Source organism: Gemmata algarum, from assembly GCF_034097035.1.
Taxonomy (GTDB): Bacteria; Planctomycetota; Planctomycetia; order Gemmatales; family Gemmataceae; genus Gemmata; species Gemmata algarum.
Genome location: NZ_JAXBLV010000211.1, coordinates 124,709 through 145,154, shown reverse-complemented (window position 1 = coordinate 145,154; position 20,446 = coordinate 124,709). Strand labels below are relative to the sequence as shown.

At 63.4% G+C, this 20,446-nt stretch carries 14 protein-coding genes and 1 pseudogene; 13 read left to right on the top strand and 2 right to left on the bottom strand.

Annotated elements, in window-relative coordinates; genetic code table 11:
* Window positions 1-130: 130 nt before the first annotated feature.
* From guaB to R5W23_RS24825, 12 genes and pseudogenes are all read left to right on the top strand, one after another.
* Window positions 131-1,612 (top strand): IMP dehydrogenase, encoded by a 1,482-nt coding sequence (gene guaB, locus R5W23_RS24875; protein WP_320688647.1) that lies wholly within the window; start codon window positions 131-133, stop codon window positions 1,610-1,612.
* 76 nt (window positions 1,613-1,688) lie between these two features.
* Window positions 1,689-2,771, top strand: a complete 1,083-nt coding sequence (locus R5W23_RS24870) for a hypothetical protein (RefSeq protein WP_320688646.1) — start codon at window positions 1,689-1,691, stop codon at window positions 2,769-2,771.
* A 109-nt stretch (window positions 2,772-2,880) separates the two neighbouring features.
* The gene (gene hemW / locus R5W23_RS24865) at window positions 2,881-4,047 is read left to right on the top strand and encodes a radical SAM family heme chaperone HemW (protein ID WP_320688645.1); all 1,167 of its coding nucleotides are present in this window, start codon (window positions 2,881-2,883) and stop codon (window positions 4,045-4,047) included.
* 702 nt (window positions 4,048-4,749) lie between these two features.
* A complete protein-coding gene (locus tag R5W23_RS24860; RefSeq protein ID WP_320688644.1) occupies window positions 4,750-9,141 on the top strand; it encodes a polymorphic toxin-type HINT domain-containing protein in 4,392 nt (1,463 codons plus the stop codon).
* A 31-nt stretch (window positions 9,142-9,172) separates the two neighbouring features.
* Window positions 9,173-9,889, top strand: coding sequence for a hypothetical protein (locus R5W23_RS24855; RefSeq protein ID WP_320688643.1), 717 nt, complete (start codon window positions 9,173-9,175; stop codon window positions 9,887-9,889).
* A gap of 438 nt (window positions 9,890-10,327) precedes the next feature.
* Window positions 10,328-10,849: pseudogene (locus tag R5W23_RS24850) on the top strand (polymorphic toxin-type HINT domain-containing protein); the annotation flags it as partial.
* A gap of 4 nt (window positions 10,850-10,853) precedes the next feature.
* Entirely contained in the window at window positions 10,854-11,297 is a 444-nt protein-coding gene (locus R5W23_RS24845) for a hypothetical protein (RefSeq protein WP_320688642.1), read from the top strand.
* Between the two features lie 399 nt (window positions 11,298-11,696).
* Complete coding sequence (locus R5W23_RS24840) at window positions 11,697-12,806, top strand: polymorphic toxin-type HINT domain-containing protein (RefSeq protein ID WP_320688721.1); 1,110 nt, start codon at window positions 11,697-11,699, stop codon at window positions 12,804-12,806.
* A gap of 8 nt (window positions 12,807-12,814) precedes the next feature.
* The gene (locus R5W23_RS32805; RefSeq protein ID WP_407936162.1) at window positions 12,815-13,357 is read left to right on the top strand and encodes a DUF2947 family protein; all 543 of its coding nucleotides are present in this window, start codon (window positions 12,815-12,817) and stop codon (window positions 13,355-13,357) included.
* Between the two features lie 187 nt (window positions 13,358-13,544).
* On the top strand, window positions 13,545-13,850 hold the full coding sequence (locus tag R5W23_RS24835; protein ID WP_320688641.1) for a hypothetical protein: 306 nt from the start codon (window positions 13,545-13,547) through the stop codon (window positions 13,848-13,850).
* Window positions 13,851-13,878: 28 nt separating this feature from the next.
* The gene (locus R5W23_RS24830) at window positions 13,879-14,283 is read left to right on the top strand and encodes a hypothetical protein (RefSeq protein WP_320688640.1); all 405 of its coding nucleotides are present in this window, start codon (window positions 13,879-13,881) and stop codon (window positions 14,281-14,283) included.
* A 1,294-nt stretch (window positions 14,284-15,577) separates the two neighbouring features.
* Entirely contained in the window at window positions 15,578-16,015 is a 438-nt protein-coding gene (locus tag R5W23_RS24825) for a hypothetical protein (protein ID WP_320688639.1), read from the top strand.
* Between the two features lie 103 nt (window positions 16,016-16,118).
* Here the strand turns inward: R5W23_RS24825 and R5W23_RS24820 are convergent, their stop codons facing one another.
* Both R5W23_RS24820 and R5W23_RS24815 read right to left on the bottom strand, forming a co-directional pair.
* Window positions 16,119-16,505, bottom strand: coding sequence for a hypothetical protein (locus R5W23_RS24820; protein WP_320688638.1), 387 nt, complete (start codon window positions 16,503-16,505; stop codon window positions 16,119-16,121).
* A 281-nt stretch (window positions 16,506-16,786) separates the two neighbouring features.
* Window positions 16,787-18,472 carry a S10 family peptidase gene (locus R5W23_RS24815; RefSeq protein WP_320688637.1) on the bottom strand — a complete coding sequence of 562 codons (1,686 nt, stop codon included), beginning with the start codon at window positions 18,470-18,472 and terminating at the stop codon, window positions 16,787-16,789.
* Window positions 18,473-18,770: 298 nt separating this feature from the next.
* Between R5W23_RS24815 and R5W23_RS24810 the strand changes: the two genes are divergently transcribed.
* Window positions 18,771-18,956 carry a hypothetical protein gene (locus R5W23_RS24810; RefSeq protein ID WP_320688636.1) on the top strand — a complete coding sequence of 62 codons (186 nt, stop codon included), beginning with the start codon at window positions 18,771-18,773 and terminating at the stop codon, window positions 18,954-18,956.
* Window positions 18,957-20,446 lie beyond the last annotated feature (1,490 nt).

Sequence of the window (20,446 nt, the reverse complement as noted above, 5' to 3'; positions counted from 1 at the left end):
CGCCGCACGCGGGACCGGCGGTGCCCTTGCGTCATTTACCGGGCCGCCCTCATCGACGCACTTCTTGCCCGGTCCCTATAATCCCAGACCACACTTTAATTTCCCGCTCACCGCCGAACGGAGCGAACTCATGCAGGATCGCATCGCGTACCAGGGCATTACCTTCGATGATGTGCTGCTGGAACCGGGCTACAGCGACGTGATCCCCAAAGAGACCGACGTGCGCACCCAGCTCACCCGGAACGTGCGGATCAACATCCCGATCATTTCCAGCCCGATGGACACGGTCACCGAGAGCGAACTTGCCATCGCCTTGGCCCAGGAGGGGGGCATCGGGATCATCCACAAGAACCTGAGCATCGCCGCGCAAACGCGCGAGGTGGATAAGGTGAAGCGGAGCGAAAACGGGATCATCACCGACCCGCAGACGCTCCCTCCCGATGACACCGTCGGCCACGCGCGCAAGTTGATGGAGGAGCACCACATCAGTGGCGTGCCGATCACCGTTAACGGCGTGCTCAAGGGCATCCTCACCCGCCGCGACCTCAAGTTCCTCGACGACAACGAGCAGAAGCTCGAGGAGGTGATGACCAAGAAGAACTTGGTCACCGCTCCCGAACACACCACCCTCGAGGCGGCCGAAAAGCTCCTGACCAAAAATAAGGTGGAGAAACTGCTCCTGGTTGACGATCAATTCAGACTGAAGGGGTTGATCACGATCAAGGACATCGACAAGACGCAAAAGTTCCCCAACGCGGCTAAAGACGCCCGCGGGCGGTTGAAGGTCGGGGCGGCGATCGGGGTGCGCGAGTTCGAGCGGGCCGCGTCGCTGATCGAGGCGGGGGTCGATGTGCTGGTCGTGGATTCGGCCCACGGGCACAGCCGCAACGTCGTGGAGACGGTGCGGGAGCTGAAAAAGCGGCACAAAATTGATGTGATCGCGGGTAACGTGGCGACTGTTGACGGCGCGCGGGCGCTGGCGGACGCCGGCGCCGACGCGGTGAAGGTCGGTATCGGCCCGGGCAGCATTTGCACCACCCGGGTTGTGTCCGGCGTCGGCGTGCCGCAGATGTCGGCCATCGCCAACGCTGTGAAAGGGCTCGAGGGGACCGGGGTACCGATTATCGCCGACGGCGGCATCCGGTACAGCGGCGACATCACCAAGGCGCTGGCGGCCGGGGCCTATTCGGTCATGATCGGCGGGCTGTTCGCCGGTCTGGCCGAGAGCCCGGGGCAACTGATCCTGTACCGCGGTCGCTCGTTCAAGCAGTACCGCGGGATGGGATCGATGGGCGCGATGATGGCCGGCAGCGCGGACCGCTACCAGCAGGGCGGGGCGCAGCCGGCGAACGGGAAGCTGGTGCCCGAAGGGGTCGAGGGGCGGGTCCCGTTCAAGGGGCACCTCTCGCCGTTCGTGTACCAACTGGTCGGCGGCGTGCGGGCCGGAATGGGGTATTGCGGCTGCAAGACGCTGGACGAGTTGCGGACCAAGGCCCGGTTCATTCAGGTGACCGCGGCGAGTGTGCAGGAGAGCCACCCGCATGACATTGCTATCACGCAGGAAGCGCCGAATTACACTTCGGTCGATTACGCCGGGGACGCGGGCGGCTAAGACCGCCCTGCTCCTGGCGCTCATGGCAGCGCCGGCCCTTGCACAGCCGCCCGCTCCCATTCCGGGGGGCAACCTTGTGCCCGGATCGGGCGGGGCGGGTGCCGCCCCGGCGAACAACGTCCTGCCCAACGGGCTGGCGCTGCCACCCGGTTACCGGCCGCGGACGCCGCCGGCCCAGCCTCAGGCGGCGCAACCCGCGCAGCCGTCGCGGCCTGCTCAGCCGCCCGCTTCGGGCGCGGCTCCGGGTTCTTCCGGAACCATGATGTACTTCCACAAGCCGGCGGACGCGCTGACCGCGACCGGCGGCGGGCTCACGGCGACCGCCGGCGACGGCGTCGCGCAACTGGGCGGCCGCGAGCCGGCGGTGCCGCTGCCGGTGCCCGACACGGCACCCGCACGCCCGGTGCTGCCGCCGGTGACCGTCGCCCCGGCGGTAGTGCCCCCCGCGCCGGCGGCGGTTGCGGCGCTGCCCGCGGCACAGCCGCCGGTGCAAAAGGCGCCGGCCAGTGATCTGAGCGCTTCGAAGCAAGAGTACAAAGCGATCGAGGTGGACCCGAAGGAGATCCAGTTGCCGTCGCGCGACAAGATCTTCGGGGTCTCGTACAACGACGCCGAACTCCGGCAGGCGATTGTGGACGCCGCGTACCGGGACAGGTTGCGGCTCCTCGAGAAATCGCTGAAGGAGGAGACCGCGGCCGGGCGCCCCACGGACGTCACGCAGGAACAGCTCCGCACCTACCGTGCGGTTAAAGACCCCCGCACGCTGCCCGAGTTCGAGTTCCCGACCCTGCCGGTGGTCAGCCCGCCGGGCGTCGCGTATCAGCCGAAGACGCTTGCTTATCCGGGCAGCAAGCTCACCATCGAGCCGCTGTACGTGGTCCACCGCCGGCTCCACTTCGAGCAGCGGAACTTCGAGCGCACCGGCTGGGACCTGGGGCCGATGACGACGCTCGTGTCGGCCGGGAAGTTCTACCGCGACGTGCTGCTGTGGCCCGCGGGGCTGGTGTCCGGCTGCACCTACGGGTTCTGGGACACCAACGCCGGCAAGTGCCTGCCCGGTAGCCCGGCCCCGCTGTACCTGTACCCGCCGAACCTGACCTGTGGCGGAATCATGGCCGAGGCCGGGTTGGTCACCGGGTTCGCGTTCCTGTTCCCGTAAGAGCGCGGCAAAAGTGAGAAGGTGACGGGCGGAAGTGGTAGAATCGAACGGTGGCAAACCGCGTCGGTTCGACCACTTCCGCCCGTCACCTTTTGATATCACTGCTGCATTGAACGATCCCTGGCTCGACCCCCGCACGGCGTACGTTCACGTCCCGTTCTGCGCGCACCACTGCGGTTACTGCGACTTCGCCGTGACCGCGGGGCACGACCACCTCATCGAACTGTACCTCGAAGCACTGGGCGCCGAACTCGCGGGGTTGCGCGAGCCGCGCCCGGTCGAAAGCCTGTTCATCGGCGGCGGGACCCCCACGCACCTCTCGGCCGATCAGTTGCGGCGGCTGATCGAAACGGTGACGCGGTGGCTGCCGCTGGGCCGCGGCGCGGGGCGCGAGTTTTCGATCGAAGCGAACCCCGATTCGCTGACCGAGGAGAAGACCGCGGTGATGGCCGCGCTCGGGGTGAACCGGGTGAGCATCGGGGTGCAGTCGTTCCGCCCGGAATCGCTCGCGGCCCTCGACCGCCGGCACGCCCCGGAGCACATCGGGCGGGCCGTGGACGCGGTTCGGAAGCACATCCCCGTCGTGTCGTTCGACCTGATCTTCGGCGCGCCGGGTTCGACGATCGAGGGCTGGCGCGCGGACCTCGACGCGGCGCTGGCGTTCGACCCGCAGCACGTTTCGACCTACGGGCTGACCTACGAGAAGGGCACGCCGCTCTGGAAGCGCCAAACCCGCGGGCTGGTGGAGGCGGTGCCGGAGGAGACCGAACTGGCGATGTACGAGCACGCGATGGACCGGCTCGCGGCGTGCGGGTTCGAGCACTACGAGATCTCGAACTTCGCCCGGCCCGGGCACCGGTGCCGGCACAACGAGCGGTACTGGGCCAACGACGCCTACTACGGGTTCGGGGTGGGGGCGGCGCGGTACGTGAACGGCAGCCGCGAACTGAACGTGCGCGACACGAAACTCTACATCCGCAAGGCGCTCGGGGGCGAGGACGTGACGTTCCAGCGCGAGGAGCTGGAACCGCGGGCGCGGGCGTTCGAGACGCTCGCGACGCAGTTGCGCCGGGCCGACGGCATCGGGCGGGTTTCGTTCCGCGCGCAGACCGGCTTCGACCTGGACGCGCTGGCGCCGGTGGCGCTGGCGCTCTTCCGCGACCACGGCATCGTTACCGACGACGGAGACCGCATACGATTAACGCGCCGCGGGAAGTGCGTGGCCGATGCGGCTGTCGCAGAAGTGTTGAAGGAATCCGATGGTCTGGTGGGGTGAGGGCGTCAGCCCCACGTGCGCTTCACGCGCATTGGAAAAATACGCCTCGTTGGACAACGTCGATTGACTTGGGCGCTGAACAAAACAACAATCCTCTCTTCAATCGCAGCTCAACTCTCCCGAATCGCCGCGATTTTCCGTGTCCGACTGGATCGAATGCTGATCCCGTTGGCAATTGATTGGCAATGATTCTGGCTGTTTCTGTCGCAAAATCGTCTGCCTGAAGCTTTTCGCACGGAGCACGCGCCCATGTTCAGTGAAGCCTTGCGCCGGTTCGTCCGCCGTCTCTTGGCCCGGTCTCCGTTCCGCAAACCCGTTGGTCGGTCGCCGCGTGTTGTCACCCGCCACACGGGTCTGCCGTACCGGTTCCGGTTGGCGGGGTTGGAGGCGATCGAGAATCGGGACCTTCCCGGCTCGCTGCTCGCTCTTGAGTCCCTGCCGACGTTTCAGGACCTCAATTTCCCCGCGCCGCCTGAGGGCGTTCCGGCTCTCACTTCCTGGCTGGGTGCCGATCCGGCCAATGGTCTGCCGGCTTCTTCAGCGGCCGAAAGCTCGGCCCCTGCCGTCCCTGCGTTCTCCGGGAGCGACTCCGACCGTGGGGGCTCTGGAGCACCGAGCGATGAGCCCCTGCCGGGTTCCCGCAGCACCGTTGATGACGATTTGGGGATCTCCTGGGACGTTCCGTTCGCTTCGCTGGGCGAGATGCCACCCACCTCAGCCCCGAACCCGAATGGTACGGCCGGCGGTCTCGCGGGGCTCGGGGAGGACCCGACCGGAGGGCCGCCGAGCGGCGGAGCGGTCGGCGGCGGACTGGAAGGTGAAGGAGGTGGCACCGGAGGAACCGGGGGAGCGGGTGGCGGGCCGGTGGGCGGCGGTGTGGAAGAAGGGGGTGGGACTGGAGGGACTATTGGGGCGCCGGGCGGCGAAGTGGGAGGTGGTGGAGGGGCGGGCGGTAGCGGTGGTACGGGCGGTAGCGGTGGTACCGGCGGCGGAACTTCGTCGACCGGCGTCTGGCTCGAAGCCGACAACGATTACGTTTACCGCGGCGATACCGTCACGTTCTACCTCCAGACATCGCTCACGCCCGAGCCGGTGTACACCTCGATCGAGTGGGATTTTGACTACCAGACAGGCAACTTCCAGGCCGAAGTGTCCGGTACCGACGAGTTCGCTCCGCACACGTTCACGAGCGTGGGGACCGCCACCGTTGCCGCGCGGTTGACCAACGCCCAAAGTGTCGAGGTCGTCACGACGGCCGTCACGGTCCACCACGAACCGCCCGTCCTCACCGTCCCGGAAAACCTCACGGTCGTTGCCGGCAACACCGAGACGCTGACCGTAACGGCCGACACCGATGTCGCCATCACCGGGGTTGAGTGGTGGGTCGCCCTCGACGGCTGGGAGTACGAGCGGGTCGCGGACATGACCACGCTCGCGGCGGACTACAAGTTCGAGACCTACGGCGATTACGACTTCTGGGTCCAGGTGACCGACGCCAACGGCGAGGTGGCCGAGAACTGGTTCACCGTCAAGGCCACCAACGACGCGCCGGACGGGTACGCGTTCTACCGGACCGCGACCGGTGCCGTTAACGCGACGGTCGATGAGGGGAGCGTGGTCACGTTCGTGGTCACCGAACTCGACCGCGAACTCGACATCAAGAACACCGACTCGCTGACCGTGGAGGTCGATTGGTACGGGACCGGAGAGTACGACATCGTCGACGACGGCGACTGGACGTTCAACCGGGAGCTCAAGACGGTCACGTTCGACACCCCGTATGAAGACAACCCGGCGGGCGGCACCGTTTGGCACGCCAAGGTCCGGGTGAGTGACGATTGGGGGGCGGCGACCGACGACGCCGTTGATGTCCACGTCCGCAACGTGATCCCGACCGCAACGGTTAAGGCGGGCACGGTCATCTCGACCGTGGCCACGGGCGGCCAGGATGTGCGGGTGCTGCACGACAAGGAGTTGCTCTCGTTCGAGAACATCGTCGAGCCGTCCGAGGCGGACCTCGAACAGATGCAGTTCTTCTGGAAAGTCGACAATAACTGGTTGGGGAACGCGGCCGCCGTTGCGTTGCCCGACTACACGGTGGTTCGGCCCCACATTGTCGAAGCGTACATGAGGGACAAGGACGGCGGCGAGATGACGCACGTCACCTTCAAACTCGTGGTGGTGCCGCCGGACGGCCCCATGCCCCCCGCGATCGCCGAGGCGATCAATCTGGGCGGCCCGAACGAGGGCGACTTTATCGCCACGGCATCGACCGTTCTGGTGGAGCCCCAGTTGGGCCACGGGACGGGAACCGCGACCGTGTTCGGCACGTTCATCCCGACCGACATACCCGTCGACAACTACCTCCAGTACGCGGACTGCCCGACGGTCCGGCGGACGGTCGGGGCCGGGCAGGGGTTCGACATCAAGTTCACCTACGACCCGGCGAGCTTGGCGTTCGCCGCCGACCACGGGTACACGCTGCGGTACCGGTACGCGATCGACGTACAGTACCCGTCCGACGGGCACGGGAGCGGGCCGCTGCCGCCGCACCAGTACACCAAGAGCGCGAGCGACATCATTTCGGTCCCCGGCCAGCCGGAGGACCGGGTCATCATCGTGACGGTGATCCCGGAGATGCTGAGCGGCGGCACCGTGGTGCGGTCGGCCGGTCCGCACCAGGTGATCGCCACCACCCCGCGGTCGCAGTCCACCTGGGACCAGGCGGTGGACCTGTGGAAGATGGTCCGGGACCTGGCCCCGCAGCTCGGCAGCGCGGCCGTCAACCTGTTCACGTCGCTGTCCGAGGGCGGGTTCGCGACCCTGATGAGCAACCTGGAGGTCGGGCTGAAGGGGGCGCTGAGCGACTTCGTGAGCGGGTTCCAGACGAGCAGCAAGAAGGCGTTCTTCGAGTGGCTCGGGGCGGGCTCGACCACCCTCCTGTCGAACCTGGCGAACGCCAACTTCGACGAATGGGAGGACATCAAGGCGTTCCTGCTCGGGTACGCGGGCCTGACGTGGGACAACGTGCAGGCGGTGATGCTGCAAGAGCTGGGCGCCGGGAACGTGGCGGCGGTGACGAAGATCTACGACGACTACTTCGCGACCGAGTCGGACACGTCGAGCGCCCGGTCGCTGATGGCGTTCGTGAACAAATTCGATCCCACCCTGGTCGAGGGGCTGAAGACCAAGGCGCTGGAGCAGATCACGCTCGCGGCGGGTCGGGCGGTGGCGCAGGCGGCGTCGATGTTCGTGCCGGGTGCGGGTGCGATCCGGGGTCTGGCCAACGCGCTCCAGTGGGCCATCGACAACCGGGCCCAGATGGGGGCGATGTTCACCAAGATCGTGGACAGCCTGAACGCGCTGGCGGCGGGCAACGCGGGGAACTTCCGGGCGGAGCTGTTGGACGCGATGAACACGTCGCTCGGGCCGCTGATCGGTCTGGCGGCCCAGCAGTTCGGTCTGAACAAGCTGCGGGACGAGCTGAAGCGTCTGACCGAGTACGTGCCGCAGCGTGTGGACAAGCTGCTGCGGGACCAGGTGGCGGCGGTGGCCAAGGGCCTCGGTGGCGGGGTGATCACGGGGGCCGAATCCGGCAAACTAACATCGACGCAATTCACCTTTGTGTACAAGGGGAAGAGCTTCAAGCTGGTGCCGGTGGAGGCCGGGACCGCGTCGCAGTTGAAGATCATCCACCAGTCGGAGGGGAACAAGGTCCACGTGTTCACGGCCAAGGATTTTGACGGGCTGGCGCTGACCAAATACCAGGAGGTGATGACGGCCGAGGCGGCGGTGCGGTCGGCGGCGAGCGGCCCGACGCGGGTGGCCATCAAGCAGAACGTCAACGGCGCGGGCACCACCGCGCCGCAGCCGAAGGCGAAGTTCGCGGAGCTGAAGGCGAAGCAGGCGGTCCTGGACGCCAAGCTGGCGGACCTGACGGCGTACCTGCAAGCGAACGGGTGCAAGTACCTGAACGCCGGTTGCTTCGCGGCCGGGACGAAGCTGCTGACGCGGCGCGGGTGGGTGGCGGTCGAGTTGCTGGGGGTGGGCGACGAGGTGGCGAGCCGCACTGAGCACGACCCGAGCGGCCCGGTGGAGTGGAAGGCGGTGGAGGACACGTTCCGCCGCACGGGCCGTGTGCTGCACCTGCACTTCGGGGGCGGTGAGCTGATCCGCACGACGCCGGAGCACCCGTTCTGGGTGGACGGGAAGGGTTGGACCGCGGCCGGCGCGCTGGCCGAAGGTGACCGGATCGCGACGCTGTCGGGCGAGTGGGTGCCGATCGCCGAGGTGTATGACACCGCGGAATGGGAGCCTGTCTACAACCTGCGGGTGGCCGACCACCACACGTACTTCGTGGGCGACGACGGGTGGGGGTTCGCCGCCTGGGCGCATAATGCCTGCGAGATCGCTGGCCCACGCCGAAAAGCGAAATGGAAGGATGAGGAAACTGAGCAGGTTACGACGGTTGGGGATCGCTTAACGATCAGGGATTCTAGCGATGGATACAATTCGACGTGGTTTAAGCCGCATGATCTAAAAGACTTCGAGGCGCTCCGCCAGGCATGCGTGGATAACACCCTCGGAATTGGGAATGCGCTTCAGGCAGGCGTTAACCGGTACAGCGCTGCTTGGGACGCTTTGCCTGTTAGCAGCAACGACAAGTATTCGCAAGGACGCCGTGACGCGATTGCGGCTGCAGTTGCCACCGCGAATCAAATCTATGCACAGCTGGGGATGCCGCAAGTGGCGCTCAACGATTTCTTATCGAGAGCTGTTGAATTGCCCCGCCTCCAATCCGCAACACCAGCGGGGATGACGGATGGCGTATACGCGCAGCTGAAGAAGGACCATGGGAAGGCGATTAAGACCGCAAACTTCCAGCGAGGGGGCGCAAAGGGGGAATATATTCATAAGCAGATGCAGAACGAGTTCGATGGGAACGGATTCCATGTTTCTAGCGAGGGGATTGATATCCTTCATATCCAGACCGGCATCCACTTTGAGGTTCTCCGCGACACGGCTGGATCGTGGAGTGCTCATTATCGGCCCGCCTTAACGGGCGCCGCATGGCGAGCCTTAGCCTATAACTAATACAGATGGATTCGTAATTGGAGGCGTAGATATGGACGATAGTGAACTCATTCGTATGAAAGATAAGTTGGATCGCGACCTCGATCCATCTTGCTACCCTGATCCGCGCCTGTCTATTGGTGAAAACCAGATAGAGATAATTAATTCCGAAGCTTCTGGATTAAGTTTGGATTTTGGGGTGCGGCAGTACAACGATCTCGTCAAATGGGGGGCGCGAGTAACTGATTGCGAAATTCGGTTACACCACCCCAAGAAATCAGGTTTTTATTGTTCGACACTGGAGCGGTGCCGGCTGATCGCGATGCAACCTCAGGTCGATCCAAATTGGGTCAACGTGCATTGGCTGGACTGCCAACTCGAAGGAGTGTTCTCGAGTTGTTCATTCGGTCGTATTTCCAAGAACAGGTGCTTCCAAGCTCCATTGACCCGGATGGAGCGATGCGACTTCTCCAAAGCTCGACTAGATGCGTGCCCGTTCCTTAATATCAACCCAGAAGGGTTGATTTGGCCGGAGTTGCCACATCTCATCGTCCACGAGCCGTGGCGGCATGCTGCGGAGATTCTGGCTATCCACCGAGATCAGCCGCTGCAAAATTTTTTGCAAAGCCTTACACTAGCTGACGATTCTCTATCTGCATTGGCACTTTCCCTGGAATGGATACGAGGACGCGGGTGGCTGAGCGAATCGGACATCGAGAGATTTATCGCCACCTGCCGGGAGCTAGATTTCGTCACCCTTAACTTCTGATTGCCTCTAGGTCGATATAATAAAGCGACGCTCAATTTACAATGTAAATACATTTATCAATAATTAATATTATAATATAAAAATTATCCAGATTATGTGCGGTGTGATTTGCGGAATGGGCTGGTTACGTTTGGCGAGACAAGTCGATGTGAAAAAGTTACGCGCCGTGCGTTCAGCGCGGCACCGGCCGGCTCGCGCGTGTTGGAGGACCCCACTACATAGCGGCAGGGCGGAACTATTGTAGTTGAAAATGGTCTCGATGCTACTCAGGCGGCCGCATGAAGCTACTCAGGTGGCCGCACGAAGTGGCGCGTCCGTAGCCTATCCAACCGCTCCTTGCACTTCACCCCATCGCTCCGGAACTCCAAGGTGCGTGGCTCGGGTCCGTCAGCGCCGGGCTGGGGGAGTTGATCCGTACGCCCCCGGAGCACCCGTTCTGGGTGGACCGCGGCCGGGTCGCAGGCCGCGGGTGACCGGATCGCGACGTTGTCGGGCGAGTGGGTGCCGATTACCGAGGTGTACGACACGCAGGAATGGGAGCCCGTGTACAACCTGCGGGTGGCTGACCACCACACGTACTTCGTCGGCGACGATGGGTGGGGGTTCGCCGCCTGGGCGCACAATGCGTGCTTCGACGTGGGTCTTTACGCGTCACTGCCTTCAGATGCCAACTTCCCGAGACATCACGTTCCACAAGTGCGCGCCGGAAATTACACATGGGGCGATGACTATGATCCCAACGAGGCTCCGGCGATTGTCATTCCTTTGTGGATGCACCAGCAAATCGATCACCTAACGGGCCTAGAGTTTGAGCAGCATCAGAATGCGGATATCGTCGTCCATATTCGATATCATCTAAAGCAGCTTCTGGATTTTAACGTTCCAAGGAATAAAGTCGCGGAACTCAAGAGACTTATCGAGGCGACCCTCGATGTCCACATCGGGACTCTACCTAAGTGAGATTATGGACCATAACATCGTCGAGAATTTCGTCGCCCAAATTCACTATCTGGTCACCGTGCCAGCCTATCGAGCCTCTTTAGGCTTTCTGGCTGCTGCCGGACGTGGCAATCCCAAGTATGCCTCGTTCAAAGCTGCCGCAGACCTATATCAACGATGCACCGATGATGAGCGAAGGTCACTAAATGACTTTTGTTACTCTGCTATCCACTATGCCTGCTTTTCGTTCCTTCAGTTCCTTGAGGAGTACAGCGAACAAGACGAGGGTACTGAGGGCAAGAAGATCGAACTGCGATTGATCGAGGCGGATGCTGACACCCCCCCGGTTGATTTGTTTGCGTTGTCTCAGAACCAGTTGCGAACTCTATTCAGGCGATATACCGCAAGCGAAGAGTGGAAGGCGTTCTTGTCGAAGTTGGCACCAGACAAGAGTGAGGGCGAGGTGTGATGCCTTGAACTGCTGCGCTGGGAAGGCGCCCTCTGCATCAGGCGCGACAGCCGCAGCTTTGTCTACGCGGGTCTGATGGGTTTGGGTGAGGGGCTGAGCCGTTCAGTCCATGTCGGGTGCTGAGAACACTCGCCCGACTGCCGGCACAAGTCGATCTTCTTCGTCGCTTCCCGGTAGCGCTCCTGTTGCCGTCCGGCGACTCGGGTGAACGAAGGTAGGTGAGCGTCGGCATCAGCCGGGCACAAGCTTTTTCGTTCGCTCGGGCGATCTCGGTGCCGGCGCGGCGGTGGCACCGAGATTGTGCTGTACCGAACTGTACCTGATATGGATCGGCAGATGGGCAGGGCTGAGGGGAGGTACGCGCACGCCATCAAACTGTAAGGGGGCGCGGACACCAAGCTGGCGGACCTGACGGCGTACCTGCAAGCGAACGGGTGCAAGTACCTGAACGCGGGTTGCTTCGCGGCGGGGACCAAGCTGCTGACGCGGCGCGGGTGGGTGGCGGTGGAGTTGCTGGGGGTGGGCGACGAGGTTGCCAGCCGGACCGAGCACGACCCGAGCGGCCCGGTCGAGTGGAAGCCGGTGGAGGACACGTTCCGCCGCACGGGCCGGGTGCTGCACCTGCACTTCGCGGGCGGCGAGCTGATCCGCACGACTCCGGAGCACCCGCTCTGGGTGGACGGGAAGGGGTGGACCGCAGCCGGGTCACTGGCCGCGGGTGACCGGATCGCGACGCTGTCGGGCGAGTGGGTGCCGATTACCGAGGTGTACGACACGCAGGAATGGGAGCCCGTGTACAACCTGCGGGTGGCTGACCACCACACGTACTTCGTCGGCGACGATGGGTGGGGCTTCGCCGCTTGGGCGCATAACACTTATTACAACATTAAGGTCTCGCCAAGTGGGTTGGTGCAAATCTACGAGGGCAATTTGAAGGATGCGGTGGCGAAGGCAAAGGGCGCCGGCTCTTTGGAGAAGGCGGCATACTATCTGGCCAACTTACAGAGCAGCGAGGCTGGGTTCAACCAAGTGCTGGACGACATTCGTGCGGCTATCGGGCGATCCACCAACGCGGCGGTAAAGGCAGTCACGATTCGAAAAGCCGCATCGGAACTTCGGATCCTCTCGCCAGGCACGGCCGATTGGCAGGCGGCCGTCGAGGCCATTCGAAACCCGACCCTCGCGCACGGAACCAATTTCCGTGTGGCCGGCCAGTCACAGGCGCAACAGTTGATCTGGGACGCCTACGACGGGACGCCCACCGGCCGCCTTCCACTCCGAAAGCCTGAATGGTCAGATACGTGGCAGAACGGCCGATATGAGTTCGGATACCAGTTCGATGAGCAATACGAGGGCACCCCTAAGGGGAATACTCCGGACAATAACCTCTTACACATAAAATGGACAGACAACCGGACGGATGGTGGGCACGTCGCGGCTGACGGACACATTTATTACGGCTCGTGGAGCGGCCCGCACCAGTTTAGCCAACCCGCGGACGGGTGGTAGGAGGCAGTATGCGACTCCGAGTACATGAGATCTCAAAAGCGACTTCTCCGCGTCTTTATGTCGGCGGACCGATACCTGATTCCGACCGCACAGGGATCGTCGAGGTCGTCACTGAGGACAGCTCCCGGTTATGGGCCGAGTTGGTTCACTCTGATCCCAATTTGCATGGTGTTGCATGCATGCCAGAAGGGCACTGGTCTCAGCTGAATGAGGAGAGCTGGATGGACTGGTATGAATCAGCCAACCATTCCGACCGACCTGACACTGTGGTGCCCGCCCTGCACCGCGTAACCGGTTGGTCTGAAAGTGATACTGTCCTGTTCTTGTTTAACAAGTGGACGATCTATAAGACGACGTGGGGTGTGTTTCTTCGCAATTGGCGGGCGTTTCTCCGGATGAATGATGAGCCATTAATTATTCGGCCGGGGAATAATGTATATATATGCTTCGGTAGTTCCGGCGGCATTGCTTGGGGCTATAGGCCAGTCCACCAAGCGGAGTCGCAATTGGAATGGGTCTCCGCCGAGCCGCCGAGTTCGGCCTGTTCCTAATGCTACCCCGTTGCCGCGGCGCAATCACCGGTTGAATAAGGACTTGTAGAATGTATATCTATCGTGTATTAATTTAATGAATTTATGATATTTTATATCGATGTGTTAAGAGCTATTTGAAGTGGTGGGGTAAGACTAAGGGATATCGGACAAATCTCAAGCAGATGAAGATGACTTAAGCGGCCAAATGGCGAGCCGGACCGAGCACGACCCGTGCGGGCCGGTGGAGTGGAAGGCGGTGGAGGACACGTTCCGCCGCACGGGCCGTGTGCTGCACCTGCACTTCGGGGGCGGTGAGCGGATCCGCACCACGCCGGAGCACCCGTTCTGGGTGGACGGGAAGGGGTGGACCGCGGCCGGGTCGCTGGCCGCGGGTGACCGGATCGCGACGCTGTCGGGCGAGTGGGTGCCGGTCGCCGGCGGTGACACCTCTCTGAGCACTCAGCAATCCCAGGCTCTCGCGGCCGCACTGGCTGTTGCGACGGCTCCGTGATACCGCCCTGCAACAGAAGGTGTTCGTTATGTCCGAGGTGCTTCAGAAGAAGTTCCAAAAGCTGATCCGGGAACTGGGCCGGTTGATCCGGGCGGAGGTGGACGAGGGCTTGCCCGCGAAGAAGGCGAAGGCCAAACCGCGGGCGGACGTCTCGCCGTGGACCTCCGCGTTTGTGGACGCGCGGTGGTTCGCGGATGCCGAGGGCTTCACGTCCAAGCTTCGTGTCGTGCTGCCGAACCGTAAGCTCCACGGCTCGTTGCGTGTGACAAGCGACATGAAGGCCCTTCTCGACAAAGTTTGGAAGGTGCGGAAGGAGGATTCGGCAGCAGAGTGGTACGGGTTGAAGGTGACCGTCAGCCCCGACGGGGCGGTCACGACTGAACTGAACACCGATCCGAACTGCGTGGTCGATCCGACGTGGTTTCACTCGTGAGTGATTGTCCCGAAACCGAGAGCGAGTCGACGCCTCGCTCTTGAGTCACGGTTGTTGGGTAGGCGGCCCGGCTTGCCGACGACCACTTACCAACGGGTTGTGGGGCGGGCAGCATGCTTACCCCGCAACCCGTGTATCTCGGCTCACGGCCCGGCCGGCCCGCGCACCCAGTCTCCGTCGCATCGGGCGCCACGGACCAGGTGGTCGCGGGCATCGTGAACGACGTGTGCCAGGAGTTCAACGCCGGGTGCTTCACGACCAGAAGTAAGCTGCTGACGCGATGCGGGGTCGGTCGAGCGACGTTCACGTTCAGCGCGGTCAAGTCGTGTAACAGATCACAGGATAGATCGGTTTTGAACGCGGCTTCAGTCTCGTCGCGGGTGCGGACCAATGCCTCGCGTGCGGGCCGGCAGACGGCCGCCAACTTAACCCAGTCGCTCAGCGCGAAAGAAACGCGAACCCCGGTCCGCCCTTGCTGGTATCGGAGGGCGTTGTGGTGGGACCACAAGAGCTTCGCGACATCACCTGTACCGCACTGGCTTCACACCTCGATTGTCTCACTTATCGCGGGGGTGCTTTACAGATCCCGTCCGCAACGGCATTTTCGGCAAGGTTGAAATGCGCTGACCCGGGCGTACCACGGAGCGCGGTGCCATCAGGTTGGTAGGGGGCCGGGGCCGCAGCGGTCGCCGGCGCGGCCAAGAAGATCGACCGGCCCGCGCGTGCCATCAGGTTGGTAGGGGGCGGGGGCCGCAGCGGGCGCTACACGAGTCATGTGGCCGAGGCCCCAAGTGCAGCCAGACTGCCGGGGTCAGTGACAGAGGGGCGGCCGCTCGTGGCGCGGGCGGCATTCGCGGGCGGGACGGGCGATGGGTTATGAGCTGGCGTTCCGCGGGCGATTCGCTGCCCATTCGCTGGTACGGCACTACCACCGAATCGCGCCGTCAAAACCCGGATAATCGCTCCCGACGAACCGAGCCGGGCTGCCGTTTAACGCGAAATGTCTGCCGTAACACATTTCTGTGTGAGCTGTTACGGCGGATGTCGCTTGGCACGCGGGCTCACTCGTCTTGGGCGAGAACTGGTGCGGTCGCTCCACCCGGGGCTGCTCGAACGGCCAGAACTACCACGCAGGGGGAATCGGCGATGTGCGTGCGATCGATGCCGCGTCCGAACCACACAGGGGCGTTTCACTTCCGAGTCCACGCCCCTGTGTTCGAAGAATTACGCTTTCACGAGGGTGGCCCCCTCGCCGTTGCGGAGGGCCATCGACAACCGGGTCGAGATGGGGGCGATGTTCACCAAGATCGTGGACAGCCTGAACGCGCTGGCGGCGGGCAACGCGGGGAACTTCCGGGCGGAGCTGTTGGGGGCCATGAACGCGTCGCTCGGGCCGCTGATCGGGTTGGCGGCCCAGCAGTTCGGCCTGAACAAGCTGCGGGACGAGCTGAAGCGGTTGACCGAGTACGTGCCGCAGCGTGTGGACAAGCTGCTGCGGGACCAGGTGGCGGCGGTGGCCAAGGGGCTCGGTGGCGGGGTGATCACGGGGGCCGAATCCGGCAAACTAACATCGACGCAATTCACCTTTGCGTACAAGGGGAAGAGCTTCAAGCTGGTGCCGGTGGAGGCCGGGACCGCGTCGCAGTTGAAGATCATCCACCAGTCGGAGGGGAACAAGGTCAGGCCCTGTGGGAGGTGTACCTCGGACCGAAGCCACTCGACGAGGGACTGAAAAAAGGGCTGGTGGGTCGGCTGACGCCGTGATCGGAACACAAACGGGCCGCCAGTCACCGCCCAGCGCAGTGGCTGGTGCGGTGGCCGGCGGCCAATCCGTATCAGTCGTACACGATCGTCTTTTCGACCTTAAACCCCTTGTCCCCGGTCATCGGGCACACCTTGATGGCGTCCACTGCGGGGATCGCCGGGAGCGGGGTCTCGACATCGGGGAACGTGTACAGCTTGATCGTCTCACCGGTCCGGTGGTCCCAGATGGTGGCCGCCGGCTTCGGCGCGGTTTCCCCGCGGTTCCAGGTCAGGTACACGAACTTCTTGGACACGGGGTCGAACGCGGTGAACTGCTCGAACCGCCGCCCGCCGCCGAACTTCACGTTATAGACGACCTCCTCGTCGCCCTTCTTGGCGGTGATTTTGTACACGTTACCGGCTTCCGCGGCGGCGGCGGTCAGTGCCAAAACAGCTACGGCCAAGGTCCGAATCGGCATGCGTGCTCCTCGGGCGACGGGATGACCAGTATACCGGAGGTGCCCGCGCGGGCCTGAACTGGGCCAGCGCGACGACACCGGGCGTGATTGGTAGATCGTTTGATTAATGTCAAGACGGGCAATTGCCGGGTTTTGCAGCTCATTCGACCCGATCATTATCCGGGTCGCTGTGAACGCCTATTTCGCAAGGGGGCCGATTGGCGTCCGTGATCGCAGCCCCGGCACCGCCCTTCGGCCGCCGGCCCGGCCGGAGGGGATCGCGCCACCGCGTCACCATGCTGTCAAGGCTTCGGCACGGGCTCGGCGGTGGGAGCGGTGACGAACTTCCGCAGGTCCTCCCGCAACTTCTTCCGGGACGGCTCGTGCGTGTACATCATGTGCCCGGCGTCGTAGTACGCCATGGTTACCCGGTCCAGCAGGGCGCGCGGCCCGAGGTGGGAGAAGGTGTACTCGGTGGCCGCGAACGGGGTAGCTAGGTCACAGTACCCGTTGGCCACGAACACCCGCAGTCCCTTATCCTTTTCCATCGCCGCCCGCAGCCGCGGGGCGACGTTGGCGTACTGGTTCGTGCCCGCCGGCCCGTAGTTCCACGGCTGCACCGGGGCGCTCAGCACGTAAGCGGTGTCGGTCTTGTACCCGAGCCCGTCCGGGAGGTATTGCCGCATCCCGGCGGTGAACAGCGGGGAGAGCAGCGCTGCCGACGGGTCCCCCCCGCCCACACGTTCGCCGCGCGGGCCGCCCGGCCCGCCGCCCGGGCCGCTCGCGGGCGGGGTGCCGCCGCTTGGGGCACCGGTCGCTGGCGCGCCGGCCGGGCGGGCGGCGGTTTTCGCGGACACGCGGGAATCGTACCGCCCGACCAGGGTCTGCTGGTCCCGCAGCAACTCGGCGCGGAACCGGATCGCCTCCACCCGCAGGTCGGACCGCAGTACGAACTCCTCCGACAGGCCGGTCAGCGCGGCCACCTGCTTGGCCGCCGCTAACCGTTCGTAATCGCTCAACAGGTTGCCCTTATGTAGCGCCTCCAAGTACGGTCCGGCCGCGTACTTTTGGGCCTCCTTGAGTGCCGTCGGTAGGTCCGTCGCCCACTTCTTGTCGAGTTTCCCGTGATGGAACGCGGTGGCCGTGTACGTGGGCAGGAACAGGGCGTACGGCAGGTCGTTACCGGTACCGAACCGGATGGTTTGGAAGTCGAGCACAGTGGAGATGAGAACGATTCCGGTCAACTTCACCCCGCCCTTGTTCTGAAGGTAAGCGGCCAGCGCCGCCGCCCGGGTGGTGCCGTAGCTCTCGCCCGCCACGTACACCGGTGATTCCTTCCGGTCGAACTTGGCCGCGTAGTCCCGGATGAAATCTCCGACCGACTGCGTGTCCTCCTCCAACCCGTGGAACAGTTTGGCGTCGGCCGGGGTCTCGGCCCGACTCAGACCGGTGCTGACCGGATCGATGAACACCAAGTCGGTTACGTCCAGCATCGAGCAGTCGTTATCGACCAACTCGACCGGGTTGGGCGCGGTCAGCCCGTCGTTGTTGATGAGTACGCGGCGGGGGCCGAAGAAGCCGAGATGCACGTACGACGACGCGGACCCCGGGCCGCCGTTGAAGCAGAACGTGAGCGGGCGCGTGGCCGCGGCCTCCCCGGACCTGCGGACGTACGCCATGAAGAAGATGTTCGCCTTCGCCTTACCCGTTTTGTCCGTCACCGGTAGCATCCCGGCGGTCGCTTTGTATTCCACCTTCTGTCCGGCAATGATGACCGACCCGTCAGTAACAACGGTCGGCGGCCCCTTCTTGTCGCCCTTGGAGCCAGCCGTCTCGTCCTTGGGTGCGGTCTTGCCTTCCGGGGACGCCTTCTTGTCGTCCCCCGTAGGCGCCTTCGGGTCTTTCGGCGGTGGCGGCTGCGCGGAGGACGATGTAAGTCCTGCGGCAGTCAGGAACGCAGCAAGCAGCGCGTAGCGGAGCGTGGCCATACGGCACCCGGTGTTTACAAGAGGGTTTGGGGGAGGTTGCCACATTGTCAACACCGGTCGGCCGCCCGTCAATATGCCAGCGGCGCCGGACCTTTGAGCGTCGAACAACAGCCTCCTCGCGCGCCCGAACTGGTGTTCGGGTTGTCAGGTTCAGAGGCCTCCCGAACCTCGGCCAGCGGATCCGGCGGGTGAGTGTGGATTTGGACAAACGAACACTTCGCGGTCGTCCGGCGCCCGAATACCTTTCGTGGTGCCGGATTTGTCGCTGCTCGCCCACGGGATCAGGAGCACCCGACACATGCGCCCTTGGGAATTCGTTGCGCTCTTCGGAGCGCTGTTACTGGTGGCCTTCGCCTCGTTCGGGCCGATCCGGCGGGCCGCCCCGGGATCGGACGAGCGGAAAGCTCCGCTCCTCGTTGCAACCCTCTGTTGCATGGCGGCGGTCGGCGTCCTCGCTGTGATGCTGGTCAAGTTCGTGTTCTAGACACGCGAGTGGTGTGGCGTTTCGTTCACCTTCGTGCCCTCGTGCCCACCCGTGTCATGTGCTTGGACACGGCACGAATCCGTTCTCAGAATCACTTCGATGCTGGCGGCTTTTGTGCCCTGAGTAATCGGGCACGCCGGGAACGACGTGGTTTGGCGCAAAGTCGCCGGAAATTCGGCTGGCGGTGTCGTCGCAACGTCGGCTACCCGCCGAACGTCACCGGCTTACAGCGTCCGGCTGGCACAGCAGAGGTGGAGAAGTTCACCGATGGCGGTGAGGTTTCCGTGATCGGTCACGTAGAAAACTGGCGTAAAGGCCAAGTTTTGCGAGACGTGCTTGTCGAACTCGAAGACGCCGCTCACTGCCCCCAGAAGGTATGAAAAAAGCGAATGGCCTGTGGGGCCGTTCAAATAACGTGGCCCCGGACATCCCGGGGCCACATGCGGCTTGCGCTTCCACAACGTTGGCATTAGCGGCGCCAAGCTTCGTCCAAACTCTTGCCGCCCAAACACAGCACGAGCACCACAAGCACGAAGCACGTGATCAGAGCGACCATCGGATAGCTGAGCTCGATCATATCGGCCTCATCGGTCCGGGGAGAGGGCGAACGGTTTAGTGGGTACCGAGCGGTTCACAGTTTGTCGCGAGTGGGCCGCCCGTGCAAGAACACAGACAGATGGTCATGAAGTTTCCGTGATTCTGGTACCGGACGACCGGTACCACCAACACATAACTCGTCAGCAGAGCGGTCAGGGCTGAAGTACGATGCGACTACAGACGACAGTATCTTCAAGAACAGAGCCACCTTACTCATCTCGACGATTTTCTAGGTCATTTTTCGTGCCAACGCTTCGCAGGCGAGACGCTTTCTTGGCTCAAGCTGTCATTGCTTGCTCGGATATCTCCTTTCTGACCGTTCAGTCGCTCGTAACTCCGCTTTCATGGCGGGGGTTCGCTGCTGGTACTATCGCATCCAGGTGGGATGGGTCAGTTTTGACGTGCCCGACACCCCGGAAGCAACAACTGGGAATAGGTCCGTTTCTTTGGAGCAGTGAATCCGGCCTGCTTCCAAGCAGTCTGGGCGGTGATTGTGTTGCAGAAGGGCACTGAAACTGTGCCAGCCCCATCGGCCCCATGTGCTCGAACCGCACACTGTACCAGCTCGTAACCGCGGATAGGCACAGCGACGTAACGGCAATTTGATCGAAGGGGGCTTACGGGACAGAGGTTCGGGCGAAATCTCTCGGTTCTTCTCGTGCGGAGCGATCGGCGGTCGATGGCTCGACGACGGGGCGGACATGCGCGCCGGACGGCGACCCAATGGAGCGGCCGATTGTAGACCCGCGAGCGGGAATAACACGCACCTCATGGCACCATCCTTGATGGCCGAGCCGGTGTTCTGTTTCTCAGGACGTGGACCGCATTACCGTACCGTGATGTAACTACTGGCTTATACCCGACCCGCTACCCCGCTGCAATCGCACTCACAC